A 26,030-nucleotide genomic window follows, 5' to 3' on the forward strand; every position below is an offset into this window, starting at 1 on the left:
CTCACTCGGGGGTTTCATTGTTCTGGGAAAACGCTTTGAGCCGTTCGGCCATCGAGCCGAGCTGTGCGACGATACGCCCGTTGACGCTCTCCGGGGGCCAGTTGCCCTCCGCGTCAGGCTCGCCGGCCGCAACGCCGGTGAGCAGCTCGATAGCCTCGTCGACATGGCTGGCGGCATAGATCGAAAACTCCCCCCGCGCCGCCGCCTCGACCACGTCCGGGCGGAGCATGAGGTTCAGCGTGTTGGCTTTCGGGATCAGGACTCCCTGCCGCCCGGTGAGCCCCCGGGCACGGCAGAGGTCGAAAAACCCCTCGACCTTTTCATTGACGCCGCCGATCGCCTGCAGCTCGCCGTGCTGGTTGACCGAACCGGTCACGGCGATCGACTGACGGAGAGGAAGTCCGGAGAGGGAAGAGAGGAGGGCGTAGAGCTCGGCCGACGAGGCGCTGTCGCCTTCGACCCCGCCGTAGGACTGCTCGAAGACGAGCGAGGCGGAGAGCGAGAGCGGCTGCTGCATGCCGAATCGGGCGCCGAGGAACCCCGTCAGGATCATGACCCCCTTGGAGTGGATCGGACCTCCGAGCTCGGTCTCCCGTTCGATGTCGATCACCTCTCCCTTGCCGAGCCGGATCCGGGCGGTGATTCTCGTCGGATGGCCGAACCGCTCCCGTCCCGCCTCATAGACCGCCAGGCCGTTGATCTGGCCGACCTTTTCCGTCTCGGTGTCGATCAGGATGGACTCCTTGAGGGTGGCCTCCCTGATCTTTTCGCTGATGCGCGAGGCGCGCGCTATGCGTGCCTGTACCGCCTGCTCCACCTCCTCGGCTCCGACGGTGGCGCGCCCTGCCGACTCGGCATGGAAATCGGCCTCGTGGACCAGGTCGCTGATCTCCTGCAGCCGGGCGGTCAGCTTTCCCCCTTCGCCGGCCAGTCTGCCGCCGTATTCGACGGTCCGGGCCACGGCCTCGCGGCTGAAGTGGCGGAGGCCCTGGTCCCGGGCGACCCGGGCGATGATGCGGGCGTAGGAGTTTTTGCCTTCCGTGTCCGCCTCCAGTTCGTCCTCGAAGTCGGCCGCGACCTTGAAGAGCTCGCTGAAGTCGGGGTCGTAGGCGTTGAGCAGGTAGTAGAGCCGCCGTTCGCCGAGCAGGATGACTTTCAGCTCGAGCGGGATCGGTTCGGGTTCGAGCGAGACGGTGCTGATGAGGCTGTAGAGCTGGCCGAGCGATTCGATGCGGATCTGGCGGGTCCTCAGCGCCTTTTTCAGGGCCTCCCAGGCGAAGGGCTCCATGAGCAGGCGCCGGGCGTCGAGGATCAGGTAGCCGCCGTTGGCCCGGTGCAGGGCGCCCGCCTTGATGAGGGTGAAGTCGGTGACGAGCGTGCCCATCTGCGAGAGGTGTTCGATGTCGCCGACGAGGTTCCTGCAGGCCGGTTTGTCCTCGTAGACCACCGGTGCGCCGATGGTTTTGCCGTTGTCGACAGCCACGTTGACGCGGTAGCGGTTGAAGGCGTGGCTTTTCTTTACCGAATCGCCCGGCTCCTGGCTCTTTTCGAGGAACTGGTAGAAGTTCAGGACGATATCGTTCTCCACTGCGTCGAGGTAGGCCCGTACTTCCTGAAGCGTCTCGAAGCGGTTCTTGAGCTCCTCGACGAGCGGCCGCAGGGCGAAGTCCGCAATCGAGCGGTTGAGGGCGTTGATCTTTTCCTGCGTCTGGCGCTGCCACTTCGGGATCTGCGACATGATCGACTGCAGCTCGTCCTTGAACCGCCCGATCTTCTCTTCGATCTCTTTGCGCTCCCCGTCGCTGAGCTTCATGAACTCGTCGGGCTTGATGACCTCGCCTTTGCTGACCGGCGCGAAGGCGAATCCCGCGGGGGTCCGGATGAGGGCTATGCTTTCGTCCGCCGCTTTTTTCTCGAGTGCGCCGATCGCTTCGGCCTGCTCTTCCTGGAACTCTTCGTGGATGGCTTTTTCCTGTGCCTGGTACTCCTCGCTGCTGAAGGCGGCGGGGATGACGGTGAAGAGGGCTTCGACCAGATGGTCCATGCCCAGTGAGAGCTCCATGGCCCTGCCCGGGGGGAGGCGCATCGCTTTCGGATGGCGCGGTTTTTCGAAGTTGTAGACGTGGCACCAGTCGTCTGGCACCGGCGCTTCCGGCGCGACGCTTTCGAGGTGGTGCATGAGGGCGGTCTGCTTTCCTGTGCCGCTGGGACCGAGGGCGAACAGGTTGAAGCCGTCATGGCGGATGGCCATGGCGAAGGCGATGGCATCAAGGGCACGCTTCTGGCCTACGGCCTCCCTGCGGCCGTCGAGTTCTGCGGTGGTTTCGAAGCTGAATTCCAGCGGGTCGCATCTCCTGCGAAGCTGGTCGGGGGGAAGTCTTAAGGGCAGCTGCATCATCTCCACTCCTTTTCGGGTCGATCGCCGAGCGAATGGGTTTCCCTCTTACCGGGTCAAGCGCCGGAACCTGCAGCTGGGGGTTCTGGTCATTCCGGATTTATTCTCTCCTCTGCTTCCAATGTATGAAAATTCTTCCCGAACGGGAACGCCTTCCCTCACCCCTCCTTCCCGTCCGTGGGGAGCGTAGGGCGGAGCTGGACGGGGGCGGCCGCTTTCGGCCGCAGCCTGAGGTTGAGCATCTCGACGCCGATGGAGAAGGCCATGGCGAAATAGATGTAGCCTTTCGGGATCTCGTAGCCGGCTCCCTCGGCAAGGAGCGTGACGCCGACAAGGATGAGGAAGCTCAGGGCGAGCATCTTGACGGTCGGGTGGCGTTCGACGAAGTCGCTGATGCTGCGGGCCGCGAGCATCATGACACCGACGGCGATCATGATGGCCAGGATCATCACGCCGAGATCCTTCGCCAGGCCGACGGCCGTGATGACGGAGTCGAGCGAGAAGACGATGTCGAGGACGGCGATCTGCAGGAGGGTGAAGATGAAGTTGCCGGCGGCGGTGCGGCTTCCGCTCTCTTCTTCGCCCTCGAGGCTCAGGTGGATCTCGCGGGTGCTCTTGGCGAGCAGGAAGAGTCCTCCGGCGACGAGGATCATGTCGCGGCCGGAGACGCCGTGGCCTGCGAGGCTGAAGAGCTCGCCGGTCAGGCGCATGACCATGCTGATGGAGAGCAGGAGCAGGATGCGCGTCACCATGGCGAGGCCGAGCCCCAGGACGCGCCCCTTCTGCCTCTGGTGTTCGGGGAGCCGGCCGGCCAGGATCGAGATGAAGATGATGTTGTCGATGCCGAGGACGATCTCGAGGATCGTGAGGGTCGCCAAAGCGACCCATGCTTCGGGCTGCGTTATCCAGTCCATCGGTAGAGGGGAGTGCGGGTTTCCGGTCGTGATTTCACCCAATGTAGCCAACATTCCCGCTTCCGCCAACGCCCGCACTGTTTTGGCTGACGCGCTTTTTCGTTACTTTTCTTGTCATTACCACCATTCATCCGCTCTTTCCTATGGGAGAAGCACACCGCCAGCCGCTCGCACCGATTCTCGGCGAGACCTTCCGATCGGGGCTGACCCGTCCCCGCGCCTGGCGGGTCGGGCAGCTGGAGGCGCTCCGTTGTTTCCTTGAGGAGCGGGAGGAGGAACTTGCCGCGGCCGTTTCTGCCGACACGGGCAAACCTCCGGCAGAGCTTTTCTTCACCGAAACCGCCTTCCTGCAGGGCGAGATCCGCTACGCCCTCCGCCACCTCGGCCGCTGGATGCGTCCCCGACAGGCATCGGTCCCCCTCCTCTACCTTCCAGCCTCTGCTTCCTGGTCTTTCCAGCCGGTCGGGGTGGTACTCGTCATCGGAGCCTGGAACTACCCGCTCCAGCTCGTCCTGGCTCCGCTCGTCGCCGCCATCGCTGCCGGCAACTGCGCGGTGCTCAAGCCTTCCGAGCAGGCTCCTCTGACCTCCGCCGCCATAGCCCGGGGCGTCAGGGACTACCTCGACCCTCGGGCATTCCGCGTGGTGGAGGGCGGGGCGGAGGCGGCGCGAGGCCTGCTCGCAGAGCGCTTCGACCACGTTTTCTTCACCGGAAGCCGGGCGGCGGGCCGCGAGGTGATGCGGGCCGCCGCCCGCCATCCCGTTCCTGTGACCCTGGAGCTCGGCGGCCGCTCTCCCTGCATCGTCGATTCCGATGCGGGCCTCCGGACGGTCGCGCGCCGCATCGCCTGGGCGAAGTTCCTCAACGCCGGACAGACCTGCATCGCCCCCGACTACGTCCTGGTGCGCCGAGAGCTCGAGGGCCGGCTGGCCGCCGCCCTGCGCGAGGCCGTCGGGGAGTTCTACGGCCTTTCGCCCGGGGAGGGTGGGGATTACGCGTGCGTCCGCAACAATGCCCGCCGCCGGCGGCTCCTGGAACGCTTTCCCGGGATTGCGGCGGGGGAGTGCCTTCGCCCGACCCTCATCGAGGGGGCCGGAGCGGAGGCCGTCATGTCGGAGGAGGAGATCTTCGGGCCTGTCCTGCCGCTCGTCGCCTATGGGGATATCGAAGAGGCGATCGATATCGTCCAGCGCGGCGGCGAGCCGCTCGCCCTCTACCTCTTCACTTCCGACCGCCGGGTGCAGGACCGTGTGATCGCCTCCACCCGTTCCGGGGGGGTCTGCCTGAACGACCTGCTCTTCCAGGCGGCGGTCCCCTCGCTTCCATTCGGCGGAGTCGGTTCGAGCGGGTTCGGCGCCTACCACGGCCGGGCAGGGTTCGAGGCGTTCTCGGTTCGCCGGAGCCTCATGCAGCGGCCGATCGCCGCGGACATCCGGCTTCGCTATCCGCCCTACCATGGACTGAAGTACCGCTTTCTGCGCTGGCTCGCCTTGCACTTCCAGTAGCCCGGCGGCCACGTTCAACAATCTGACCCGAATGCGATGATCAACAAGAGTACGACCGGAACCGCAGGGCTTGCGCTGGGAGGCGGGGCGGTGCTCGGCGCCGCGCATATCGGGGTGCTCAGGGCGCTCGATGAGCTCGATATCAGGGTCTCGATGGTCAGCGGCACGAGCATCGGTTCCTTCATCGCCGCGCTCCACGCTTTCGGCAAGAGCTGGCGGGAGATCCGCGACGTGACGCTCGAGCTCGACTGGCTCGACCTCTCCGGTCCCGTGCTCTCGCAGTACGGCATCCTTTCGAACAAGAAGTTCGGCCAGGTCGTCCACGACCTGCTCGGAAGGCGCAACATCGAGGACGCCCCTATTCGGCTCGCCATGGTGGCCGCCGACATCTCGACGGGACGCAAGGCGGTGCTGCGGAGCGGCGACGTTGCCGAGGGGGTGATGGCCAGCAGCTGCATCCCCGGCGTGTTCCGGCCCCTCGAGCGCAACGGGTCGATGCTCGTCGACGGGGTGCTGCTCGAGAACGTGCCGATTTCGCCGCTCGTCGACGAAGGCCTGCGGCCGGTCATCTGCGTCGACCTGCTCGCCCGCCACGCCTTCACCAAGCCGGAGAGCATCGTCGGCCTCCTGCTCAACTCCTTCTACACCGCCGTCACCAACACGGCCTCGATGCAGACCGCCGGTGCCGACCTCTGCCTCGCACCCGATCTCTCGGCCTTCAATCTCGTCGATACCTCCCAGGTCTCCGATCTGATTGATGCGGGCTACCGCGACGCGCTTCCCGCACTGCGCCGTTTCATGGAAAAAGCTCCCCGTTCTTCTTGATTCGTTTTCCAGATTGCTTTACCTTTAAAAGTGGTGAAGAGGTGCCGGGGGCGTATCCTCCGGCGGTAGTGACAGGCGAACGAAAGGAAACGATGAAAAAAGGAGTGTGTGTGATGAAGAGATTTGCTGCGGGAACCCTCTGCGCCGTCCTGGCGCTCGGCGGTTCCGCTACGGCCGCCTCGGCCGCAACGCCCTACGCCACCGGCTCGGTGGGTCTTGCCATGCTGCAGGATTCGGATATCGAGTTCGGCGGTGAGCGTTCCTACAACACCGGCTACGCGCTTGCCGGGGCCGTTGGCCTCAAAAGCGGCCAGTATCGCCTCGAGGGCGAGCTGGGCTACCAGGAGAACGGCATCGAGCACAGCGGCGACGAGGTCTCGATCCTCAGCTTCCTGGCGAACGGCTATGTGGACTTCGAGCTCGAGCGTTCATCCTTCACCCCCTACCTGACGGCGGGCCTCGGCCTTGCCTCGGTGGATGATTCAACCGGTCCCGGTTCCGTCGATGATACGGTCTTCGCCTGGCAGCTCGGCGCCGGCGTGGGCTACCGGATCGCCGACAACATGCTGGTCGACGCACGCTACCGTTATCTCGGCACCAGCGACGCCGACCTGTACGGCGGAGAGTACACCATCGACACCCACAACCTCATGGTGGGGCTGCGGATCGAATTCTGAATCGCTGCGGGGCGCTTCCGGCAGGCGCCGGAGCGTCCCGCGGTATGCGGCGTGAGCCTCCCCCTTCATGAACAGCAGACGGAAGGAGCCATACCATGCCCTACAGCACGCTCACGGACTTTCTCGACAGCCACGGTGTCCGCTATTCCACCCTTATCCACTCTCCCGCATACACGGCGCAGGAGGTCGCCGCCTCGGCGCATGTGCCGGGCCGGGAGCTGGCCAAGGCCGTGGTCGTCAAACTCGACGGACGGATGGCGATGGCCGTCCTGCCGGCTTCCCGCAGGCTGGATTTCGAGCTGCTCGGCCAGGCCTCGGGTGCCGAACATGCCGAACTTGCCGGCGAGGAAGAGTTCGCCGGCCGGTTCGGCAGCTGCGAGCCCGGCGCCATGCCTCCGTTCGGCAATCTCTACGGGATGGCGGTCTATGTGGATGAGGTGCTCGAGGACGACGAGGATATCGCCTTCAACGCCGGCACCCACCGGGAGCTCGTGCGTCTGGCCTATCGGGATTTCAGCCGCCTGGTGCGGCCGAAGGCGGCTCCGCTGAGCATTCCGGAGGCGTGATCGTCTCCCCGATGCTGGTTTTTCCGGGGGAAATGTTACCTTTGGGTCATGCCTGAAGACGCTCCGGGAACAACGCTTCCCCGAACTGCCGGGCATGCGGCCGCGTTGACTCCAGAACTGCTTGCCCGTCATGAAGATTGCGTTATATGCCGGTACCTTCGTCAAGGACAAGGACGGTGCCGTCAGATCGATATACCAGCTCGTCGCTTCATTCAGGAAAGAGGGCCACGAGGTCATGGTCTGGTCTCCGGACGTCTCGGAGTCCGACGACCACGGCGGGGTACCGGTATACACCATGCCTTCGGTCCCGATTCCGCTCTATCCCGATTACCGGCTCGGTTTCTTCTCTTCTGAAACCCGCCGCCAGCTCGACCGCTTCGCCCCCGATATCGTCCATATCTCCACTCCCGACATCATCGGGCGGAAGTTCCTGCTCTACGCCCTGAAGCGCTCCCTTCCGGTCGCCTCGGCCTACCATACCGACTTTCCCTCCTATCTGGAATACTACCGGCTCGGATTCGCCGAGGGCGCCTTATGGCGATACCTGGCGTGGTTCTACAACAGCTGCGGCACCGTCCTGGCCCCCAACGAGATCGTCCGCCGGAACCTTCTCTCGCACGGCATCCGCGATGTCGGCATCTGGTCGCGGGGGATCGACCGCGGCCTGTTCCACCCCGGCCGGCGAAGCGGGCCGCTCCGCCGCTCCTGGGACGCCGAGGGCCGCACGGTGCTCGTTTTCGCAGGCCGTTTCGTCTGGTACAAGGACATCCGGGTCGTGATGGACCTCTACCGGCGCTTCCACCGGGAGGGCCTCGGGGATCGGGTGCGCTTCGTCATGATCGGCAGCGGACCCGAGGAGGAGACGCTGAGAGGCGAGATGCCGGAGGCGGTCTTCACCGGCTACCTGACCGGGACTGCACTGCCGGAAGCCTACGCGAGCGGCGACATCTTCCTCTTTCCTTCGACCACCGAGGCGTTCTGCAACGTGACGCTGGAGGGCATCTCGTGCGGTCTTCCGGCCGTCGTTTCCGACGTCGGCGGGTGCCGCGAGGTGGTCGAACTCTCTCGGGGCGGACTCGTCGCCCGAGCCGGCGACGTCGACGACTTCTACCGCTGCTGCACCACGCTCATGGAGGATGTCGGCCTCTTCGGCCGGCAGCGCGAGGCGGGCCTCGCCTATGCCGCGTCCCAGTCCTGGGACGCCGTCAACGGCGCCCTCATCGAGCGTTACCGGCGGATGACCTCCTGAGCATCGCCGCCGCTGTCTTTTCCCCATTTTCCGTTCGTTTTCTATATTATATGTATAAGCGTGCGCGCTGAAATTGCGTACTTTATAGGAAAGACAACCTTCCATCCCCCTCCTCCGCATGGCTACAGGCAAGCCCTCATACGGCGATCTCAAGCGCCGGGTAGAAGAGCTCGAGCGCGAGGCCGCCGAACGGCGGGTCTTCGAGCAGAGCTCCCTTGAGCGGCATGCGCTGCTGCGTGACCAGAATACCCGGCTGACAAGGAAATCCATCGAGGAGTCCGACGTGCGCCAGCAGCTCGAGGGGGCGCTCGAGGCGTTGCGCCGGAGCAACCAGCGTCTTGAGGAGTCGGTGCTCCAGACCAAGTTCATGGCCGAGGAGGCCAGGCAGGCCAGCGTGTCGAAGGGTCAGTTCCTTGCCAACATGAGCCACGAGATCCGGACTCCGATGAACGGCGTCATCGGCATGGCGGACCTCCTGCTTGGAACCAGCCTCGAACCTGAGCAGCAGAAGTACGTGCAGGCCATCATCGCCAGCGGCCGGAACCTCATGAACATCATTAACGACATCCTCGACTTTTCCAAGATCGAGGCGGGCCGCCTCGATCTCGAGCACGAGGCTTTCCGGCTTGTCGACCTCCTCGAGGATGTCGGCTGCATGATGGGTCCGGAAGCACGGGCAAAGGGACTGGAGCTGACGCTCGCCGTAACTCCGGAGGGGCCTCTGCAGGTCAAGGGCGACGCGCTGCGGCTCCGCCAGGTGCTCGTCAACCTCCTCGGCAACGCCGTCAAGTTCACCCACGAGGGAGGCGAGGTGGTCCTCGGGTTGTCGCTCATGCAGGAGACTGAACGGTATGCCGTCATGCGTTTCTCCGTTACGGATACCGGCATCGGCATTCCCGCTGATCGGATCGACTCGATTTTCGAGCCCTTCTCGCAGGCGGACGGCTCGTCCGCCCGCCGCTACGGCGGAACCGGCCTGGGGCTTTCCATATCGAGCCACCTTGTGAGCAAGATGGGTGGGCGGATCCGCGTGGAGAGCGTGCCGGATGAGGGGTCGACCTTCTCGTTCGACATCGTTCTTGAAAAACTGCCGGAGCCGGCCGATTCCGACCTTGTCGCCAATACGGGCTCCCGTTCAGTCCTGCTCGTTACCTGGTCCGGTGCGCTCGGCGAGGCGCTTTCGGCGTTGATCGAGTCGAGCGGCCACCGCTGCCGGCGTGTGGACGACCCCGAAGCGCTGCCGGGCCTGCTCGGCGGCCTGGCGCCGGAAGAGTCGCCCCTCCTCCTGCTCGACCTGCGCTGTTTCGGGCCCGAGGCTGAAGGGTTCGGGGCGTTCCTTCCGGTCCTGGAGGCCTGCGGGGGAGTGCCGGTAGTGCTGCTCGTGCCGATGGGCTGCAAGAAGAACCTGAAAGCGCTCACCGGAGGACTCTGTGCCGTATTCCTCGAAAAACCGGTTCGTAGCCAGGAGCTTCTTGCCGTCCTGCAGGCCCACGGCGAGGCCGGGGGGGCATCTGCGAGGGTGGCGGAAGAACCCGCCGTCAGCTGCGCGGGAGAGGTGTCGTGCCGGCAGGCCACGCCGATCAACGTGCTCGTCGTCGACGACAGCTCGGTCAACCGCAATGTCGCGGTCTCCATGCTCGAAAAGCTCGGGTACTCGCCGGACGTGGCGGTCGGTGGCAGCGAGGCCCTCGAAGCCATGCTGAGGAAATCCTACGACCTGGTGTTCATGGACTGCCAGATGCCCGGGATGGACGGGTACGAGGCGACGCGCCGCATTCGCCATGACGCCGGACTGAAGCGCTCGGAGCGCGTGCCGGTCGTGGCCATGACGGCCAATGCGATGAAGGGGGACCGGGAGAAATGCCTCAATGCCGGTATGGACGACTATCTTGCCAAGCCGCTTCGCATAACGGATTTCCAGGCGGTGATGGAGCGGTATTTTCCATCCGCAAAGAGCGATCCGCCGGTCGACAGGGAAGCGGCGGCTGCCGCTTCCTCCGGGGGAGAGTCCGATCGCGTCTTCATGGTCGAGGAGGTGCTGGGGCGGCTGCAGGAGGATCGGGAGATCGTCCGGATCATCGTCGCCCAGTTCATCGAATCGGCTGACGACGAGCTTCGGGCGATCGCCGAGGCGTGGGCGGACAGCGATATGGCCCGCTGCCGCCTGCTCCTGCACACCCTGAAGGGAGCGGCCGCCACGGTCGGCGCGGCCGAGCTGAGCCGGCTGGCCGCAGAGCTCGAAGCGGCTGAGCGTTCGAAGGAGTTCACGGCGTTCGACCGGATGCTCGGGAATTTAAACGGGTGTTTCCTGCGTTTCAAAGATAAAGCCGTAGAAACCGGCTGGTACACTGTCTGAAAATGCTAACTGATCCTCCATGAAAATCGGATTCATAGGCCTTGGGAAAATGGGATTCAACATGGCCTCGCAGCTGCTTGAGCGCGGCCACGAGCTGGTCGTCTTCGACCTGATTCCCTCTGCCATGGATGCCCTTGCCGAGGCCGGGGCCGGGACGGCCGCATCCCTTGGCGAGCTCTGTTCGGCCCTTCCCTCTCCCCGCATCGTCTGGATGATGGTGCCGGCCGGAGAACCGGTAGAGGCCACCATCGCCCAGCTCGAGCCCTTCCTTTCGACGGGCGACATCCTCATCGACGGCGGCAACTCCCGCTACACCGATTCGGAAGCGCGTGCACGGCGCCTCGCCCTGAAGGGGATCCGGTTCCTGGACGCCGGCACCAGCGGCGGGCTGGACGGCGCCCGGCACGGGGCGTGCGTGATGGTGGGCGGCGAGAAGGAGGCGTACGACGCCGCCCTGCCGCTCTTCAGGGATCTTACGGTCGAGGGCGGCTACGGCTACATGGGTCCTTCGGGTTCGGGACACTTCGTCAAGATGGTCCACAACGGCATCGAGTACGGCATGATGCAGGCGATGGGTGAGGGGTTCGCGCTCATGGACGCGAGCCGTTACGGGCTCGATCTCGAGGAGGTCGCCAGGGTCTGGTCGAACGGATCGGTGATCCGCGGGTGGCTGATGGAGCTGGCCCGGGACGCATTCCGGCGTGACGGCTCGCTCGGCTACCTCGAGGGACGGGTCGCTGATTCGGGAGAGGGGCGCTGGACGGTCGAAAGCGCCCTCGAGCACGGAGTCTCCGTTCCCGTCATCGCAGCTTCGCTCTTCAGCCGCTACCGCTCGCGTGACGACAACGCCTTCTCCGACCGCGTCGTGGCGGCACTGCGCTACGGGTTCGGGGGCCACGCCATGACTCCGCCGAAGGACGCCGAGGCATGATGGAGAATTTCAGCATCGTCATTTTCGGCGCGACCGGCGACCTTGCCCGGCGCAAGCTCTTCCCCTCGGTCTTCGACCTTTTCCGCTACGGCCACCTCCCGGAGGAGTACCGGGTGATCGGCACCGGCCGCCGGGATCTTTCCCACGAAGCCTTCCGCAGGACGGTGCTCGAGGCGCTCCGGGCATCTCCCGGCGCGGGCGGTTTCGATGAGGAGGCCATAGCGCCGTTCCTTCGCCGCATCTTCTATGTCCGGCTGGACATCTCGGAGCCGGAGGGCTACCACCGGCTCCACCGCGAGATCATGGACGCCTCAGGCCAGAGCGGCGTCTGCACCCACCTGCTCTATTATCTCGCCGTCTCGCCCGGACTGCTTCCCCTGATCGTCAGGAACCTCCAGGCGGCGGGACTCGGCGGCAAAAACCTGCCCTGCAGGGGGTGGCGGAAGATCATCGTCGAAAAACCCTTCGGCCGTGACCTGGAGAGCGCCCGCGCGCTCAACGCCGCCGTCGGGGAGGTGTTCAACGAGGACCAGATCTTCCGCATCGACCACTACCTCGGCAAGGAGACGGTGCAGAACATCCTCGTCTTCCGCTTCTCCAACGGCATTTTCGAGCCGCTCTGGAACCGCCATTACATCTCCAGCGTCCAGATCACCATCGCCGAGGACTTCGGCATCCGCGACCGGGGCGCCTTCTACGAGGAGGTCGGCCTGCTTCGCGACATCATCCAGAACCATGCGCTCCAGCTCCTGGCTTCCGTCGCCATGGAGCCGCCCGTCGACCTCTCGGCCGATTCGGTGCGCGACGAGAAGTCCAAGGTGCTGCGCAGCATCCGCCGCCACACGCCGGCAGACGCCGGCACGGCCATCGTGCTCGGCCAGTACGAGGGATACCGGGAGGAGAAGGACGTCGATCCCCGCTCCGAGGTGGAGACCTTCGCCGCCATCCGCTTCTTCGTCGACAACTGGCGGTGGCAGGGGGTGCCGTTCTACGTGAAGGCGGGCAAGAACCTCGGCGAGACGCGCACCCGCATCGTCATTACCTTCAAGTGCCCCCCGCAGAACTTCTTCGGGCCCTCCGACAGCTGCGGCTACACGGCGAACCAGGTGGTCATGACCATCCAGCCGGAGGAGACCATCGCCCTGCGTTTCGGCACCAAGCGCCCCGGCGAGGCGGTCGAGACCGATCCGGTCTACATGAAATTCGACTACCGCGACTCCTTTCCCGGCGAGGGGCTCACCGCCTATCACCGGCTGCTGCTCGACGCCATCACGGGCGACCGGATGAACTTCATCCGCCAGGACAGCGTGGAGCACGCCTGGGAGGTGGTCGACGCCATCCGCCACGCCCTCGACGGCCGTCACCCCGAACCCTATCCGATACACTCCGACGGACCAGCCTCCGCGTCCGGGATCTACGGCTGAGGAGCCGTGAGCCAGATGGTGCGGCCGTGCTCCGGACGCACCATCGAGGCCGGCAGGTCCGGCCGTTTGCCGAGGATGATCGAAGCGGCCAGCGCCGCCTTTTCCGGGGAGGGAGAGAAGAAGAGCACCGTGCGGGCGTGGTTGAGCACCGGCATGCTGAGCGAGAGCCGCCGGACGCGAGGCTCGAGGGGCGGCACCCCGGTCGCCACCACCCGGCGTTCCCGTTCCTGGAGCGCCTTGCGGTCGCCGGGAAAGAGCGAAGCGGTATGGCCGTCCGGGCCGAGTCCGAGCAGGACCAGGTCCAGTGCGGGGAATCGGTCTTCGGGTTTCCGTTCCGTTCCGATGGGCGAGTTCAAGAGAAGCGCTTCGTAGCGTTTCGCGGCCTCTTCCGGCACCCTGTCTTCCCCCTCCATCCTGAAGATCTGCATCCCCTTCTCCTCCATGCCTGAAAAGAGCGTCTCCCGGGCCATGCGGTAGTTGCTCTCCAGGCTCTCCGGCGGAACGCAGCGCTCGTCGCCGAAGAAGAAGAGGCTGTTTCGCCACGGCATCGCGAAGGCGCCTTCCGCGTCAGGTTCCGCTTCCGGGAGCGGGAGGCCGCTATGGCCGAAGGCTTCGCGTTCGAGGCCTTGCCGGAGCAGGCGGTAGAGGGGCCGGGGAGAGCTGCCGCCCGAAAGGGCCATCGAGAAGAATCCGTGGCGGCGGACGCTCCGGTGCGCTTCAAGGATGATGAGGGCGGCGGCCTGTTCCGCAAGTTCTTCGGGGGTTCCGGTGAAGTGCTCCGGACTGTTCGTGCGGGGGGCGGGGGTCATGGGCGCTTGTGTTTGAGTTCGCGTACCGCGTCGGCGATACGGCTCGGGGTGAAGCCGAAGGCCTCCTGCAGCTCCGTACCGGGCCCCGAGGCGCCGAAGCGGTCGATGGCGACGATGCGCCCCTCCGTACCGGTGAACCGTTCCCACCCGAACGGCGAAGCGGCTTCCACCGAGACGCGGTCGGTGACGGCGGGCGGCAGCACGCTCTCCCTCCAGGATCGGGGCTGCTGGAGGAAAAGCTCGAAAGAGGGCATCGAGACCACCCTTGTCGGAACGCCCTCCTGCTCGAGCAGCTCCCTTGCCTGCAGGGCGGGGTGGACTTCGGAGCCCGTGGCGATGATGATGGCGGCCTCCTCCGGGGAGGGGTCTCCCGTCCAGTCGGCGATGACGTAGCCGCCTTTCGGGGTCCCCTCGAGCGTAGGGTGGCGTGTCGGGTCGAGCACGGGGAGCTTCTGGCGGGTGAGGACGAGGGCGACGGGGCCGGGAAGGGTGGGTGCCAGAGCCCAGGCCGCCCTCGTCTCGTTGGCGTCGGCCGGCCGGACGGTGGTGAGGCCTGGCATGGCGCGCAGCATCGCCAGCTGCTCGACCGGCTGGTGCGTCGGGCCGTCTTCTCCGAGGGCGATGCTGTCGTGGGTGAAGATGAAGAGCACGGGGAGGCGCATCAGCGCCGAGAGCCTTACGGCCGGCTTCATGTAGTCGGCGAAGACGAGGAAGGTCGCCCCGTATGGGCGCAGGATCCCGGAGAGCGCGATGCCGTTGAGGATCGCCCCCATGGCGTGTTCGCGGACGCCGAAATGGAGGGTGGCGCCGGAGCTTTCGGCCGTGAACTCCTCCGAGTCCTGCAGGATGGTGCCGCAGGAGGGGGCGAGGTCGGCCGATCCTCCGATGAGGACGGAAAGGTGCGCGGCCATCGCTTCGAGGCAGCGGTGCGAGGCCTGGCGGGTCGCCAGCTCCGCGGGCGGCCTGAACACCGGGAGGCTCTTTTCCCAGCCTTCGGCGAGCCGTCCCCGGAGCGCATCCTCGAACAGGCGGGCTGCCTCGGGATGGCGTTTCCCGTACTGAAGGAGGGTGTCGTTCCATCCCTTCTCGAGCGATTCTCCCCGCTCCCGGACCGGCATGAAGTGCCGGCGAACCTCCGCCGGGACATGGAAGCTCGCGTCCGGCGGAAACCCGAACGCTTTCTTTATGAGTGCCGTCTCTTCGGTTCCGAGCGGTTCGCCGTGGGCTTTCGCGCTGTCCTGGCGGTGCGGGCTGCCGTAGCCGATGTGGGTGCGTACCCTGATGAGGGACGGGCGGCCCGGCTCTTCACCAGCCAGGCGCAGGGCTTCCCGTATCGCCTGAAGGTCGTTGCCGTCCTTCACCTCCAGGACCTGCCAGCCATAGGCGCGGTAGCGGCCCGCAACGTCCTCGCTGAAGGCCAGCGAGGTCGGGCCCTCTATCGAGATGTGGTTGCTGTCGTAGAGGCAGATCAGTTTTCCGAGCCGGAGGTGGCCGGCAAGCGAGGCTGCTTCGCCGCTGATGCCCTCCATCAGGTCCCCGTCGCTTGCCAGCACACAGGTGCGGTAGTCGATCACCGCCATTCCCGGGCGGTTCAGAAGCGCGGCCGAGCGCCGCTCCGCGATGGCCATGCCGACGGCAGTGGCGATTCCCTGGCCGAGCGGGCCCGTCGTGGTCTCCACCCCCGGGGTCAGGCCGCGCTCGGGGTGGCCGGGCGTGCGGCTCCCGAGCTGGCGGAAGCGCCGCAGCTCCTCCATCGGAAGATCGTAGCCGGTGAGGTGGAGCATCGCATAGAGGAGCGCGGAGGCGTGTCCGGCCGAAAGCACGAACCGGTCGCGGTTCGCCCACGCGGGGTTGTGCGGGCTGTGGCGCATGAAGTGCCCGAAGAGCACGTAGAGCATCGGGGCGGCGCCGAGCGGCATGCCGGGATGGCCCGATCGGGCCTTCTCCACCATGTCGACTGCAAGCAGGCGGGCGGTGTCGATCGCCTGCCGCTCTTCAGGGTTCTCGTTCATCTCGTGCTCCCTCCGGTTCGCCGTTTTTGGACCAACAGCAATATAGCAACCTGCGCCGACGGCCGAAAGGTTTCATGGCGGATGCCCTGCGTCGTTGTCTTCGGCGGAAGCGTTGCGTACATTCAAAGAGAGCGCGGCTCCTCCAACAACCCTTCTGATGCTCTATGCCTCTCAACGACGGCTACGGCGTGCTCTGCGGCACGATAGGCAACTGGTACTGCGACCGCTCGCGGGTAGAGGGGGAGTACTTCCACTGCAACCTCAGGGTCCGGGCCCGCGGGCGTTACTACCGATGCCCCGTCGACCTCGACAGCAAGCAGCTCTCCGACGGCCTCCAGTGGCGCATCGTCGATCCCGTTCCCCCCTTTCCCTCTCCGCTCGAACGCTTCGCCGACGGCTGGCATCCGCTCGCCTCGAGGCCCGGCACCGGCGCCATCGACTACTACCGCAGCCCCGAGCTTCAGGTGCCGGATTCCTTTTCCCCTTCCGATGGCGGGCTCCCGCCGGGATGGCGTTCGGGGACCGGCCGGAATGCCTTCAGGGAGCTGGAGCCGCTGCTCGTGGCGTGCCGGAGGATCTTCGTATTCGGTGAACCGTTCCGCCGCGGCAGCGGGGTGCACAACATCCACCAGAACCAGGGCGATCCCCCGCATTCGCGCTGGCGGCGCGAGAACGGGAGCTGGCAGGACGGAGGCCTTTTCATGCTCCGCCACGATGGGTCGGTTGCGGCTTTTTTGTGTAAATTCAAGACACAGAAGTTTCTCTCTTTGATGCAGGAGGAGACCCGCCATGGCACGAGCGAAAAAAGGGATACTCGACCGTTACGCAAGGGGTGAGGACGGAAGCGTCCTGATCGAGGTCGCCGCTCCGCGTGTCGAGGATCTCTATGCTGATTTCGACAAGCGGGCCCCATACTGCCGCAAGGACCTCGACGACGACCTGACGGAGTACCTCGTGGGCTGCGTCCGTGAAATCGGCCGATCTCCCTTCATGCTCCGCTTCACCTTCGACCAGCCGCCGGCCGAAGAGCTCCTCGAGCGGGTCCGTTCGAGCCTCAACACCTTTTTCATGTACCGGCGCGAGCTGGAGCTCGAGGCGATGCGCCGGATGCTGAAAACCTCCATCCTGCTGCTCCTCTCGGGCCTGGTCCTGCTCGTCCTCTCCCTCTGGGTGCCGGCCCGTTTCGATATTCCCTCCTCCGGCGCCGCCCCCTCGAGGATCCTCGTCGAAGGGCTCACGATCGCCGCCTGGGTATCGGTATGGGAGGCGCTGGTGCGCGTCGTGCTCGACTTGCCGCCACAGCTCCGCCGCGCACGCCGTTTCCGCCGGATCGCAGCCGCGCCGCTCCTTTTCGGCTCCTCCCGAGAGCCGGCTCCGCCCTTCGCCGCCGGTGGGGGTCGGTGATATGTATGGATTTTATATATTGCCTCATTGCTATGATGACCGGGCCCGTTCCGCGGCTGCGCCGCCGGGCTTTACCCAACCGATGAAGATGGTATGACCGTTGTGAACACCGCGTATCGCGCCGCCCTTCTCTGCATGCTCCTGCTTGCCCCTCCCTCGTTCCTCCGGGCGGCGGAGTCTCCCGCCATTTCCGCCCGAGCGGCTGCATTCTCGGCAGCCCCGGCCCTCCGCTCCGAGCTCGGCGCGGATCTGCTCCATCAGGCCTTTGCCGGCTTCAGCCGCCTGAAGCAGGAGGGAAGGCTCACGAGGGAGGGCATTCTGACCGTGATCGATTTCAGCCGCCCCTCCAGCCAGAAACGGCTCTTCGTCATCGACGTCGCCGGGCGCCGCATCCTCTACTCCTCGCTCGTCGCGCACGGGCGGGGGAGCGGGATATCGACGGCCGAGCGCTTCTCCAACGAGCCCGGTTCTTTCCGGAGCAGTCTCGGCTTCTTCACTACCGGTGCCACCTACGAAGGCAGCCACGGCTACTCCCTCCGGCTCGAGGGGCTGGAGGAGGGCGTGAACGACAACGCAGCCATGCGCAGCATCGTCATCCATCCGGCCGCATACGCCACCCGGGCGTTCGTCCTGAAGCACGGCCGGCTCGGCCGGAGCCAGGGGTGCCCGGCCTTGCCGCCGTCCAGCTCCCGGGCCGTGATCGATCTCATCAAGGGGGGGAGCTGCCTCTTCATCTACCACCAGAGCCCCGGTTACCTGGCCGAGTCGCATCTGCTTGACGTTACGGGCCCGTCCTGAGGGCGCGCCATGACCGACCGGGAGGACCCGCCATGCTGTTTCTGCTCCTCGTGCTTTTCGCCTTCAGCCCTGCCCCTCCGGCCGGCGAGGCTCCGCGTCCGGAGGATCGGGCGGCCATGGCGATCGAGGCGCGCCTGGAGGGCCTCCTGCGGGAGCATCCCGCGCCCGACCGGATGCACGCCTGCATCCGCCAGCTCTACGATCTTTACGCTCCGAGGGGGTTCCGCCCCATCTGGGCCGGAAAGGGCGCTGCGGCGGCCCTCTTTGGCGAGGTGGAGGCCTCGGACGGCGACGGGCTCAATCCCCGCGACTACCACCGCGACGCCCTTGCGGCCATGACGGGGGAGGACCCCCCGACGCCCGCCGAGCGTGCACGGCGCGAGCTCCTGCAGTCCGACGCCTTTCTCACCCTTGCCGACCACCTCAGCCACGGCAAGGTCGATCCCGTACGGCTGGACCCGAACTGGAACCTCCATGAGCCCTCCGGCCGCTCCGTCGTCGCCGCGGCGCTCGTCAGGGCGGCCGGCCGGGAGGGACCCGGAGTCGTGCTTGAAGGGCTCCGCCCCCGCCACCCCAAGTACCGCATGCTCCGCGATGCGCTGGCGCGCTACCGCGGGATCGAAGAGGCCGGAGGATGGAGCGCGGTTCCTCCGGGGCCGGCCCTCAGCGTCGGGATGCGGAGCCCCAGGGTGGCGCTCCTCCGACGGCGCCTCTCGGCGACCGGTGAGCTCGCCCTCTCTGCTGCCGCAGATGCGGAGGTCTACGACCGGGCGCTCGTCGAAGCGCTCCGGCGGTTCCAGCGGCGCCACGGCCTCAAGCCGGACGGGGTTGCCGGTGGCGGCACGCTGGAGGCCCTCAATGTGCCGGTCTCGCGGCGCATCGACGAGCTCCGGCTGAACCTCGAGCGCTACCGCTGGTTCCTCGGCGGGCTCGACTCGACCTACGTGCTCGTCAACATCGCCGGGTACTCGCTCCAGTACGTCGAAGACGGACGGTTCCGCTGGTCCACGCGGGTGATCGTCGGCCGTCCGTTCCGCAGGACGCCGGTCTTCAAGTCCCCGATGACGGCTGTCGTCTTCAACCCGCAATGGGTCGTTCCTCCCACTATTCTCCGGAAGGACGCGCTCCCGGCCATCAGGAAGGACCGGGGGTGGCTGAGGGCGCAGCGGCTCTCGGTCGTCGACCGGGACGGCCGGACCGTCGACCCCGCCACAATCGACTGGAACTCCTTCGGGAAGTCGGATTTCCCGTACAGCCTCCGGCAGGCTTCGGGAGACTGGGGGGCGCTCGGCCGTCTGAAGTTCGTGATGCCGAACCCGCATCTCGTCTACCTGCACGACACGCCGACCCGGGAGCTTTTCGAGAAGAGCGAGCGGACGTTCAGTTCCGGCTGCATCCGGGTCGAAAACCCCCGCCGGCTCGCCGAACTGGTGCTTGCCGACAGCGTGCGCTGGAACCCGGGGCGTATCGACTCCCTCATAGCGTCCGGCCGGACGGTGAGGGTCGCTCTCCCGAGGCCCGTGCCCGTCCTCATCCTCTACCTCACCGCTGTCGCCGAAGGAGAGCGGGTGCTGTTCCGCCGGGACGTCTACCGGCGCGACGGAGCCCTCCTCAAGGCCCTTGATTCGCCTCTTCCCAACTACAAAACGGAAAGCTGCGGCTTTTAAGACCATGTCCTTCATTGTTGAGATCCCCATCGGGCGGGAGTTTTCGACCTCCGCCGATCCGAAACAGGTTTTCCGGCTGCTTGCCGACGTGCCCCGCTCGGCCTCGCATTTTCCGAAGGTCGAGCAGTTGACCGATCTCGGCGGGGGCGCCTACCGCTGGGAGATGGAGAAGATCGAGCTTGCGGGCCATACCCTCCAGCAGACCGTCTATGCCAGCCGCTACACGGCCGACGAGGCCGCCCTCGCGGTGCGCTGGACTCCTCTCGACGGGGTGGGCAACGCCCTCGTCGAGGGCAGCTGGCATATCGAAGCGGAGGGGAGCGGCAGCCGTGTCCGGCTCGTCTCGAAGGGCGAGCTCACGCTCGACTTCCCGGGCCTCCTCCAGCCCCTCCTCCAGCCGCTCGTCTCTTTCGAGTTCGGCCGGCTCGTCGACGGCTACGTCGAGAACCTGCAGCGGAGCTTCGGGGCCACGTCCTGAGCTCCGGGTTCCTAGGGAGCGAGCTCCAGGGGGATTCCTACGGTCCTGATCGAGATGGCGACGACGAGGAGGAGCAGTGTCAGGATCCAGATGACGATGTAGGCGTGCATCGCCTTCCGGGCTTTTTCCTTTTCCCACCATGTCCGCGGCTGGACCCCCTTGAGGAGGAATACCAGCTTGCATGCCAGGTTGACGCTGACGACGTTGACGGCGAGCAGGAGCGCGGCTCCTGAGGCGAGCCCGAAGAGCCCGTGCCCGACCATGAGTCCGAAGGTGGCCGCCGGGGGCAGGAGGGCGACGGCGACCATGACGCCGACCAGCACGGAGGGGAGCCCCGTGGTGAGCGAGAGCGCCGCCGCCGCCCCCGAAGCGAAGGCGAGGGCGATGGAGTCGAGGCGCGGGTCGGTGCGCAGCAGGAGTTCGGAGCTCGTCACCTGGAAGGGCCAGATGAACCCGATGGCGATGGAGAGCAGAATGCTTGCGGCCACTCCGGCTGCGAGTGTCTGGAGTGCGTTTTTCATCAGGTCGAGATCGCCGAGCGCGGTGCCGAGCCCGAAGGCGAGGTTGGGGCCGAGGAGGGGGGCGATCACCATGGCGCCGATGACGACGGCCACGTTGTTTTCGATGAGGCCGATGGCCGCGACGATGGTGGAGAGCGTGACGAGCACCAGGTAGTTCAAGTCGAGGCGCGAGTTCTTCTGCACCTCCCGGTAGAGCGACTCCCTTGCCTGGGTCGCCCGGGCCTCTTTCTCCTCCTGCTCCTCGCTCTCCTTGGGAAGGGAGATGTCGATGGGATAGACGAAGATGCGGGATTCCGGCTGCGCTCCGAGCACCCCCTGGAGGGTATCGAGCACCGCCTGCACCTCGTCGTCGCTCACCACCATCCGTATCGTCGACCTGTCTCCCTTATCCGGTTCGGAGCTCCTGAAGTCGCGGGCATGGTGTTTCTCTGCGATCGCCTCTGCGGTCTTGAGGCTCGATGCGGCTGCGATGACTTCGACGAGTTTCATCGACTCACGGGTCTGGTTATGAAGGGGGGAGTATGCAGTAAGGTAGGAAAAAGAACGGCCTCTGCCATTGCCTTCTTTCAAGCCGGGCGGTGTGTCGCCTGCGGTACGGGGGCAGAGGGGAGGAGTAACGAAAAAGGGGCGGTGTCGAAACCGCCCCTTTTTCGTTGGATGCCGCAGCTCTCTTCAGGCATCGTAATTGAGCGCCGGAGCGAGCCACTTCTCCGCTTCTCCTGCCGTCATTGCCTTGCGTTCCGCATAGTCCTCCACCTGGTCGCGGCCGATCTTGCCGAGTACGAAGTACCTGGCTTCGGGGCTGGCGAAGTAGAGCCCGCTTACCGAGGCGGCCGGATCCATCGCGAAGGTTTCGGTGAGGGTGATGCCGGTGTTGGCCTCGGCGTTGAGCAGGGTGAAGATCTCCGCCTTTTCGCTGTGGTCCGGGCATGCCGGGTAGCCGGGAGCAGGGCGGATGCCCTGGTACCGCTCCTCGATGAGCTGCTCGCTTCCGAGGATTTCGCCGGGGGCGTATCCCCAGAGCTCGCGGCGCACCTTTTCGTGCAGCATCTCGGCGAAGGCTTCGGCAAGCCGGTCGGCGATGGCCTGGAGGAGGATGGCGCTGTAGTCGTCGTGCTCTGCCCGGTAGCCCTCCAAGAGGGTCTTGATGCCGAGTCCGGTCGTGACGGCGAACCCGCCCACATGGTCCTTCTGCCCGCTCTCTTTCGGGGCGACGTAGTCGGCAAGCGCGAGGTTCTTTTCCCCCGGAGCCTTCTCCTGCTGCTGACGGAGGGTATGGATGGTGGCCAGGATGGACGTGCGCGTCTCGTCGGCGTAGACTTCGATGTCGTCGCCCGTGCTGTTTGCCGGGAAGAGCCCCGCGACGCCGCGGATGCCGAGCAGCCCTTCGCGCTCGATCTTTTCGAGCATCTCCTCCGCGTCGCTGAAGAGCTTGCGGGCCTCCTCCCCGACTTTCGGGTCCTGGAGGATCTCCGGGTAGCGGCCGTGCAGCTCCCAGGTGCGGAAGAACGGGGTCCAGTCGATGTAGGGGCGGAGTGATGCTGCCGTCACGTTTTCGAGTACCGTGACACCGGGCTTTCGGGGGGCCGGAGGGAGCGAGTCGGCGTAGTTGAACTCCGGCCGGTTCCTCCGCGCTTCTTCGAGCGAGAGGTAGCGCTTCGCGGAAGTGCGTTCGGCGTGGCTCCGCCGCATCGCCTCCTGCTCGGCCTTCAGCGTGGCGACGTACTGGTCCTTCAGCTGGGGGTTGAGGAGACTGCCGGCGACCGGGACGCTGCGCGAGGCGTCGAGCACCTGGACGACGGGACCCGAGTAGACAGGGGCGATCTTGACTGCGGTGTGGATCTTTGATGTGGTGGCTCCGCCGAGGATGAGCGGGATCTTCATGCCGCGGCGCTCCATTTCCGAGGCCACGTGCACCATCTCGTCGAGCGAGGGGGTGATGAGTCCGCTCAGGCCGATGATGTCGGCCTTTTCGCGCTCGGCGGCTTCGAGGATCTTCTCGCAGGGCATCATGACGCCGATGTCGACCACCTCGTAGTTGTTGCAGGAGAGGACGACGGAGACGATGTTCTTGCCGATGTCGTGCACGTCGCCCTTTACGGTGGCAAGCAGGATCTTGGCCGCCGCCCTGCTATCCTTCTGCTGTTTCTTCTCCTCTTCGATGAACGGGATGAGCCAGGCCACCGAACGCTTCATGACGCGGGCGCTCTTGACCACCTGCGGCAGGAACATCTTCCCCTCGGCGAAGAGGTCGCCGATGGCGTTCATGCCGTCCATGAGGGGGCCTTCGATCACCTGCAACGGGCTCTCGTAGCGCTTGCGGGCCTCTTCGGTATCCAGGTCGATATACTCGACGATGCCCTTGACGAGGGCGTGGCGAAGCCGCTCCTCGACCGGAAGCGAGCGCCATTCTGCGGCTTTCGCCTCGGTTTTCCCCTCACCTTCGCGGATGGTTTCGGCGAAGCTGACGAGCCGCTCGGTGGCGTCCGCCCGGCGGTTCAGGAGCACGTCTTCGACGCGCACGAGCAGTTCCGGCTCGATCTCTTCGTAGATGGCCAGCTGCCCGGCGTTGACGATGCCCATGTCGAGCCCGGCCCGGATGGCGTGGTAGAGGAATGCGGCATGCATCGCTTCGCGCACCGGCTCGTTGCCGCGGAAGGAGAAAGAGACGTTGCTGATGCCGCCGGAGACTTTTGCGTGGGGGAGGTTCTCCTTGATCCAGCGGACCGATTCGATGAAGTCGAGGGCGTAGCTGTCGTGCTCCTCGATGCCGGTGGCGACGGTAAGCACGTTGGGGTCGAAGATGATGTCTTCCGGCGGGAACCCGACCTCCTCGGTGAGGATGCGGTAGGCCCGGCTGCAGATCTCGATGCGCCGCTGGAGGCTGTCGGCCTGTCCGGCCTCGTCGAAGGCCATGACGACGGCGGCCGCACCGTATTCGAGGATTTTCCGGGCGCGTTCCCGGAAGAGCCCCTCGCCTTCCTTGAGGCTGATCGAGTTGACGATGCCCTTGCCCTGGACGCACTGGAGGCCGTGTTCGATGACCGACCATTTCGAGCTGTCGATCATCACCGGCACCTTGGCGATTTCGGGTTCGGAGGCGATGAGGTTCAGGAACTCCACCATCACCTTCTCGCTGTCGAGCATGCCCTCGTCGACGTTGACGTCGATCACCTGTGCGCCGTTCTCCACCTGCTGGCGGGCGATGGAGAGGGCTTCGTCGTAGCTGCCCTCGCGGATGAGGCGCGCGAACTTCTTCGAGCCGGTGACGTTGGTCCGCTCACCGACGTTGATGAAGCCGGTCGTGGCGTTGACCCTGAGCGGTTCGAGGCCCGAGAGCTCGAGCTCGTGCTTCGCTTCGGGCTTCTTTCTCGGCGGGAGCGTGGAGACCGCTTCCGCGATGGCTCTGATGTGCTCCGGCGTGGTGCCGCAGCAGCCGCCGACGATGTTGACGAAGCCCGATGCGGCGAAATCCCTGATCTGCTCGGCCATGTAGTCGGGAGAGTCGTCGTACTCGCCGAACTCGTTCGGCAGGCCGGCGTTCGGATAGACGCTGACGAAGCTTTCGGCCACCGAGGAGAGTGCCTCGATGAACGGGCGCATCTGCTTCGAGCCGAGCGCGCAGTTCAGGCCGACCGAGAGCAGGTCCGGCATGTGGGAGATGGAGATCCAGAACGCCTCGGTGGTCTGGCCGGAAAGGGTGCGGCCGCTCTGGTCGACGACGGTGCCGGACACCATGACGGGGACGCGTTTGCCGGTGCTTCCGAAGTGCTCTTCGATCGCGAAGAGCGCGGCCTTGCAGTTGAGGGTGTCGAAGACGGTCTCGACGAGCAGGAGGTCGACTCCGCCGTCCATCAGCCCTTCGAGCTGCAGGAGGTAGTTGTCGACCACCTCGCGGAAGGTGACGGCCCGGTAGCCGGGGTTGTTGACGTCGGGGGAGAGCGAGAGGGTCTTGTTCGTCGGGCCGATCGAGCCGGCCACGAACCGGGGTTTCGAGGAGTTTCTGGCGGTGTAGCTGTCGGCCGCCTTGCGGGCCAGTTTCGCGGCCTCCAGGTTGAGTTCCCGGATCAGCCCTTCGGTGCCGTAATCGCCCTGCGAGATCGGGTTGGCGTTGAAGGTGTTGGTCTCGATGATGTCGGAACCCGCCTCGAGGAAGTCGCAGTGGATCTGGTGGATGATGTCCGGCCGGGTCAGCACGAGGATGTCGTTGTTGCCGAGGAGCGGGTGGCTGTGCTCCCTGAACCGCTCTCCGCGGTAGTCCTCCTCGGTGAGCTTGTGACGCTGGATCATGGTGCCCATGGCGCCGTCGAGAACGAGGATGCGCTCCCTGAGGAGCTCTCTAGGTGTTGACTTCATTGTGTGGTGTCCCGGGTCCGGTTTTGAAAAAGGGGAATATAAGGATTAACGGGGCAATTCCCCGTTCCGGGGGGTGGAGGGTGGAGGGAATTGTCTGTATATTGAACGATGCTCCGGCTTTTGATGAACCCCGGAACCGTGATCCCCATGCGACATTTTCCCTCCCCTCTTCCCGTTCTCCTTTCCCTCGTGTTTTCGATGTTTCTGCCCGGTTTCGCCCGGGCCGCCCCGCTCGGCGAGGGCTTCAGTCTGGACGTCGGTCCGCGGATCTCCTGGTTCTCCTATGAAGAATCCGGCGTGATGAAGGAGTCCGGGCTGCTCTAGGGCGTTTCGGCCTCATGCTCCTACCGAAAGACCGATTTCTTCCGGGGGCTCGACCGGCTGAGCCTCGAGCGTCGGGTTCGTCGAGCCCCGGAACAACTCCTCCGAGTACGGCATGGCGCTCTCCTTCAGCTTCTAGCCGAAGTCTCATTTCGGAGCCACCGGCGGATCTCTTCGACCCCCTCCTCGGAGATCTGGTGGGCTACGGGGTACTCGTGGTAGGTGAGGCTCCGGACCCTTCCCTCGAGCCAGCGCTCGGCCGCACGCCCTTTTTCGATCGGCAGCACGTCGTCGTAGAGCCCGTGCAGGACGAGGAATGGGAGTTCTCCGAGTCCTTCGGGGCCCCGCTCTTCCGGCAGGCGCGATTCGGGGAGCTGGCCCGAGAGGGCGACGACCCCGTGCAGCAGGTCCGGACGGGTGAATGCGGTGAGATAGCTCATCACCGCCCCCTGGCTGAACCCCATGAGATAGACCTTTCCTCCTTTCGGGCTGAATGTTTCGATCAATTCCCCGGTGAAGGCGATGAACTGCTCGAGCGCCCGTCCGGCGGCCTCGTAGTCGACCGTGATCCCCTCCGCGGTGAACTCGATCGGGAACCATCCGTACATCTCCATGTCGAGCGGCACCGGAGCTCTCGCGCTGACGTAGCGGCACTCGGGCGGGAGCTCGGGGGCCAGCTGGATGAGGTCCTTTTCGTTGCTGCCGTAGCCGTGCAGCATGATGACGAGCGGAGCGGGTTCGGGGCCCTCTGGGTCGAGCTCGAGGGTGGTGAGCGAGCGTTGTTTACGCTGGAGCATGGCGATAGGGGGTTGCTGGGTTGCG

At 65.6% G+C, this 26,030-nt stretch carries 21 protein-coding genes; 14 read left to right on the forward strand and 7 right to left on the reverse strand.

Annotated elements, in window-relative coordinates; translation table 11 throughout:
- Nucleotide 1: 1 nt before the first annotated feature.
- On the reverse strand, nucleotides 2-2,395 hold the full coding sequence (locus tag E0L29_RS06230; RefSeq protein WP_165498841.1) for an ATP-binding protein: 2,394 nt from the start codon (nucleotides 2,393-2,395) through the stop codon (nucleotides 2-4).
- 158 nt (nucleotides 2,396-2,553) lie between these two features.
- Nucleotides 2,554-3,309: a TerC family protein gene (locus E0L29_RS06235; RefSeq protein ID WP_131356400.1), complete on the reverse strand. Its 756-nt coding sequence runs from the start codon at nucleotides 3,307-3,309 to the stop codon at nucleotides 2,554-2,556.
- 143 nt (nucleotides 3,310-3,452) lie between these two features.
- Between E0L29_RS06235 and E0L29_RS06240 the strand changes: the two genes are divergently transcribed.
- The 8 genes from E0L29_RS06240 (at nucleotide 3,453) to zwf (ending at nucleotide 12,842) form a co-directional block, all read left to right on the forward strand.
- Nucleotides 3,453-4,814, forward strand: a complete 1,362-nt coding sequence (locus E0L29_RS06240; protein WP_131356403.1) for an aldehyde dehydrogenase family protein — start codon at nucleotides 3,453-3,455, stop codon at nucleotides 4,812-4,814.
- Nucleotides 4,815-4,850: 36 nt separating this feature from the next.
- The gene (locus tag E0L29_RS06245) at nucleotides 4,851-5,639 is read left to right on the forward strand and encodes a patatin-like phospholipase family protein (RefSeq protein WP_131356406.1); all 789 of its coding nucleotides are present in this window, start codon (nucleotides 4,851-4,853) and stop codon (nucleotides 5,637-5,639) included.
- Nucleotides 5,640-5,752: 113 nt separating this feature from the next.
- Nucleotides 5,753-6,316 carry an outer membrane protein gene (locus E0L29_RS06250; protein ID WP_242664300.1) on the forward strand — a complete coding sequence of 188 codons (564 nt, stop codon included), beginning with the start codon at nucleotides 5,753-5,755 and terminating at the stop codon, nucleotides 6,314-6,316.
- A 95-nt stretch (nucleotides 6,317-6,411) separates the two neighbouring features.
- Nucleotides 6,412-6,882: a YbaK/EbsC family protein gene (locus tag E0L29_RS06255; RefSeq protein WP_131356413.1), complete on the forward strand. Its 471-nt coding sequence runs from the start codon at nucleotides 6,412-6,414 to the stop codon at nucleotides 6,880-6,882.
- A gap of 130 nt (nucleotides 6,883-7,012) precedes the next feature.
- Nucleotides 7,013-8,131, forward strand: a complete 1,119-nt coding sequence (locus E0L29_RS06260; RefSeq protein ID WP_131356416.1) for a glycosyltransferase family 1 protein — start codon at nucleotides 7,013-7,015, stop codon at nucleotides 8,129-8,131.
- A 118-nt stretch (nucleotides 8,132-8,249) separates the two neighbouring features.
- The gene (locus tag E0L29_RS06265; protein ID WP_131356419.1) at nucleotides 8,250-10,487 is read left to right on the forward strand and encodes an ATP-binding protein; all 2,238 of its coding nucleotides are present in this window, start codon (nucleotides 8,250-8,252) and stop codon (nucleotides 10,485-10,487) included.
- 19 nt (nucleotides 10,488-10,506) lie between these two features.
- On the forward strand, nucleotides 10,507-11,418 hold the full coding sequence (gene gnd / locus E0L29_RS06270) for a phosphogluconate dehydrogenase (NAD(+)-dependent, decarboxylating) (RefSeq protein ID WP_131356422.1): 912 nt from the start codon (nucleotides 10,507-10,509) through the stop codon (nucleotides 11,416-11,418).
- Entirely contained in the window at nucleotides 11,418-12,842 is a 1,425-nt protein-coding gene (gene zwf, locus E0L29_RS06275; protein ID WP_131356641.1) for a glucose-6-phosphate dehydrogenase, read from the forward strand. Before gnd ends, zwf begins: the two co-directional genes overlap by 1 nt.
- Here zwf and pgl read toward each other — a convergent pair.
- The gene (pgl, locus tag E0L29_RS06280) at nucleotides 12,833-13,651 is read right to left on the reverse strand and encodes a 6-phosphogluconolactonase (RefSeq protein WP_131356425.1); all 819 of its coding nucleotides are present in this window, start codon (nucleotides 13,649-13,651) and stop codon (nucleotides 12,833-12,835) included. The genes zwf and pgl overlap by 10 nt on opposite strands.
- Nucleotides 13,648-15,663: a transketolase gene (tkt, locus tag E0L29_RS06285; protein WP_131356428.1), complete on the reverse strand. Its 2,016-nt coding sequence runs from the start codon at nucleotides 15,661-15,663 to the stop codon at nucleotides 13,648-13,650. Before tkt ends, pgl begins: the two co-directional genes overlap by 4 nt.
- Before the next feature lie 164 nt (nucleotides 15,664-15,827).
- Here tkt and E0L29_RS06290 point away from each other — a divergent pair, with 164 nt between their 5' ends.
- The 5 genes from E0L29_RS06290 to E0L29_RS06310 all read left to right on the forward strand — a co-directional run bounded on the left by E0L29_RS06290 (nucleotide 15,828) and on the right by E0L29_RS06310 (nucleotide 20,010).
- The gene (locus tag E0L29_RS06290) at nucleotides 15,828-16,499 is read left to right on the forward strand and encodes a DUF2278 family protein (RefSeq protein WP_131356431.1); all 672 of its coding nucleotides are present in this window, start codon (nucleotides 15,828-15,830) and stop codon (nucleotides 16,497-16,499) included.
- Nucleotides 16,453-17,067, forward strand: a complete 615-nt coding sequence (locus E0L29_RS06295; protein ID WP_131356434.1) for a hypothetical protein — start codon at nucleotides 16,453-16,455, stop codon at nucleotides 17,065-17,067. Before E0L29_RS06290 ends, E0L29_RS06295 begins: the two co-directional genes overlap by 47 nt.
- A 93-nt stretch (nucleotides 17,068-17,160) precedes the next feature.
- Complete coding sequence (locus tag E0L29_RS06300) at nucleotides 17,161-17,865, forward strand: murein L,D-transpeptidase catalytic domain family protein (RefSeq protein ID WP_131356437.1); 705 nt, start codon at nucleotides 17,161-17,163, stop codon at nucleotides 17,863-17,865.
- Nucleotides 17,866-17,897: 32 nt separating this feature from the next.
- Nucleotides 17,898-19,532, forward strand: coding sequence for a L,D-transpeptidase family protein (locus tag E0L29_RS06305; protein WP_131356440.1), 1,635 nt, complete (start codon nucleotides 17,898-17,900; stop codon nucleotides 19,530-19,532).
- A gap of 4 nt (nucleotides 19,533-19,536) precedes the next feature.
- Nucleotides 19,537-20,010 (forward strand): SRPBCC family protein, encoded by a 474-nt coding sequence (locus E0L29_RS06310; RefSeq protein WP_131356443.1) that lies wholly within the window; start codon nucleotides 19,537-19,539, stop codon nucleotides 20,008-20,010.
- Nucleotides 20,011-20,021: 11 nt separating this feature from the next.
- Here E0L29_RS06310 and E0L29_RS06315 read toward each other — a convergent pair whose 3' ends face one another.
- Together E0L29_RS06315 and metH are read right to left on the reverse strand one after the other, a co-directional pair.
- A complete protein-coding gene (locus E0L29_RS06315) occupies nucleotides 20,022-21,020 on the reverse strand; it encodes a TIGR00341 family protein (RefSeq protein ID WP_131356446.1) in 999 nt (332 codons plus the stop codon).
- Nucleotides 21,021-21,203: 183 nt separating this feature from the next.
- Complete coding sequence (gene metH / locus E0L29_RS06320) at nucleotides 21,204-24,887, reverse strand: methionine synthase (RefSeq protein ID WP_131356449.1); 3,684 nt, start codon at nucleotides 24,885-24,887, stop codon at nucleotides 21,204-21,206.
- 147 nt (nucleotides 24,888-25,034) lie between these two features.
- Between metH and E0L29_RS06325 the strand changes: the two genes are divergently transcribed.
- A complete protein-coding gene (locus E0L29_RS06325; RefSeq protein WP_165498837.1) occupies nucleotides 25,035-25,211 on the forward strand; it encodes a hypothetical protein in 177 nt (58 codons plus the stop codon).
- Between the two features lie 125 nt (nucleotides 25,212-25,336).
- Here E0L29_RS06325 and E0L29_RS06330 read toward each other — a convergent pair whose 3' ends face one another.
- On the reverse strand, nucleotides 25,337-26,005 hold the full coding sequence (locus E0L29_RS06330; RefSeq protein WP_131356455.1) for a phospholipase: 669 nt from the start codon (nucleotides 26,003-26,005) through the stop codon (nucleotides 25,337-25,339).
- Nucleotides 26,006-26,030 lie beyond the last annotated feature (25 nt).

The organism is Chlorobium sp. N1, assembly GCF_004332115.1.
Taxonomy (GTDB): domain Bacteria; phylum Bacteroidota; class Chlorobiia; order Chlorobiales; family Chlorobiaceae; genus Chlorobium.

What these genes read in the sequence shown, in the direction of transcription:
- E0L29_RS06265 (WP_131356419.1), top strand. Translation starts at nt 8,250, where the DNA reads ATGGCTACAGGCAAGCCCTCATACGGCGATCTCAAGCGCCGGGTAGAA.
- E0L29_RS06245 (WP_131356406.1), top strand. Translation starts at nt 4,851, where the DNA reads ATGATCAACAAGAGTACGACCGGAACCGCAGGGCTTGCGCTGGGAGGC.
- E0L29_RS06305 (WP_131356440.1), top strand. Translation starts at nt 17,898, where the DNA reads ATGCTGTTTCTGCTCCTCGTGCTTTTCGCCTTCAGCCCTGCCCCTCCG.
- E0L29_RS06235 (WP_131356400.1), bottom strand. Translation starts at nt 3,309, where the DNA reads ATGGACTGGATAACGCAGCCCGAAGCATGGGTCGCTTTGGCGACCCTC.
- E0L29_RS06240 (WP_131356403.1), top strand. Translation starts at nt 3,453, where the DNA reads ATGGGAGAAGCACACCGCCAGCCGCTCGCACCGATTCTCGGCGAGACC.
- gnd (WP_131356422.1), top strand. Translation starts at nt 10,507, where the DNA reads ATGAAAATCGGATTCATAGGCCTTGGGAAAATGGGATTCAACATGGCC.
- E0L29_RS06290 (WP_131356431.1), top strand. Translation starts at nt 15,828, where the DNA reads ATGCCTCTCAACGACGGCTACGGCGTGCTCTGCGGCACGATAGGCAAC.
- pgl (WP_131356425.1), bottom strand. Translation starts at nt 13,651, where the DNA reads ATGACCCCCGCCCCCCGCACGAACAGTCCGGAGCACTTCACCGGAACC.
- E0L29_RS06250 (WP_242664300.1), top strand. Translation starts at nt 5,753, where the DNA reads ATGAAGAGATTTGCTGCGGGAACCCTCTGCGCCGTCCTGGCGCTCGGC.
- E0L29_RS06300 (WP_131356437.1), top strand. Translation starts at nt 17,161, where the DNA reads ATGACCGTTGTGAACACCGCGTATCGCGCCGCCCTTCTCTGCATGCTC.
- zwf (WP_131356641.1), top strand. Translation starts at nt 11,418, where the DNA reads ATGGAGAATTTCAGCATCGTCATTTTCGGCGCGACCGGCGACCTTGCC.
- E0L29_RS06310 (WP_131356443.1), top strand. Translation starts at nt 19,537, where the DNA reads ATGTCCTTCATTGTTGAGATCCCCATCGGGCGGGAGTTTTCGACCTCC.
- E0L29_RS06330 (WP_131356455.1), bottom strand. Translation starts at nt 26,005, where the DNA reads ATGCTCCAGCGTAAACAACGCTCGCTCACCACCCTCGAGCTCGACCCA.
- E0L29_RS06260 (WP_131356416.1), top strand. Translation starts at nt 7,013, where the DNA reads ATGAAGATTGCGTTATATGCCGGTACCTTCGTCAAGGACAAGGACGGT.
- E0L29_RS06295 (WP_131356434.1), top strand. Translation starts at nt 16,453, where the DNA reads ATGGCACGAGCGAAAAAAGGGATACTCGACCGTTACGCAAGGGGTGAG.
- E0L29_RS06230 (WP_165498841.1), bottom strand. Translation starts at nt 2,395, where the DNA reads ATGCAGCTGCCCTTAAGACTTCCCCCCGACCAGCTTCGCAGGAGATGC.
- metH (WP_131356449.1), bottom strand. Translation starts at nt 24,887, where the DNA reads ATGAAGTCAACACCTAGAGAGCTCCTCAGGGAGCGCATCCTCGTTCTC.
- E0L29_RS06315 (WP_131356446.1), bottom strand. Translation starts at nt 21,020, where the DNA reads ATGAAACTCGTCGAAGTCATCGCAGCCGCATCGAGCCTCAAGACCGCA.
- E0L29_RS06325 (WP_165498837.1), top strand. Translation starts at nt 25,035, where the DNA reads ATGCGACATTTTCCCTCCCCTCTTCCCGTTCTCCTTTCCCTCGTGTTT.
- E0L29_RS06255 (WP_131356413.1), top strand. Translation starts at nt 6,412, where the DNA reads ATGCCCTACAGCACGCTCACGGACTTTCTCGACAGCCACGGTGTCCGC.
- tkt (WP_131356428.1), bottom strand. Translation starts at nt 15,663, where the DNA reads ATGAACGAGAACCCTGAAGAGCGGCAGGCGATCGACACCGCCCGCCTG.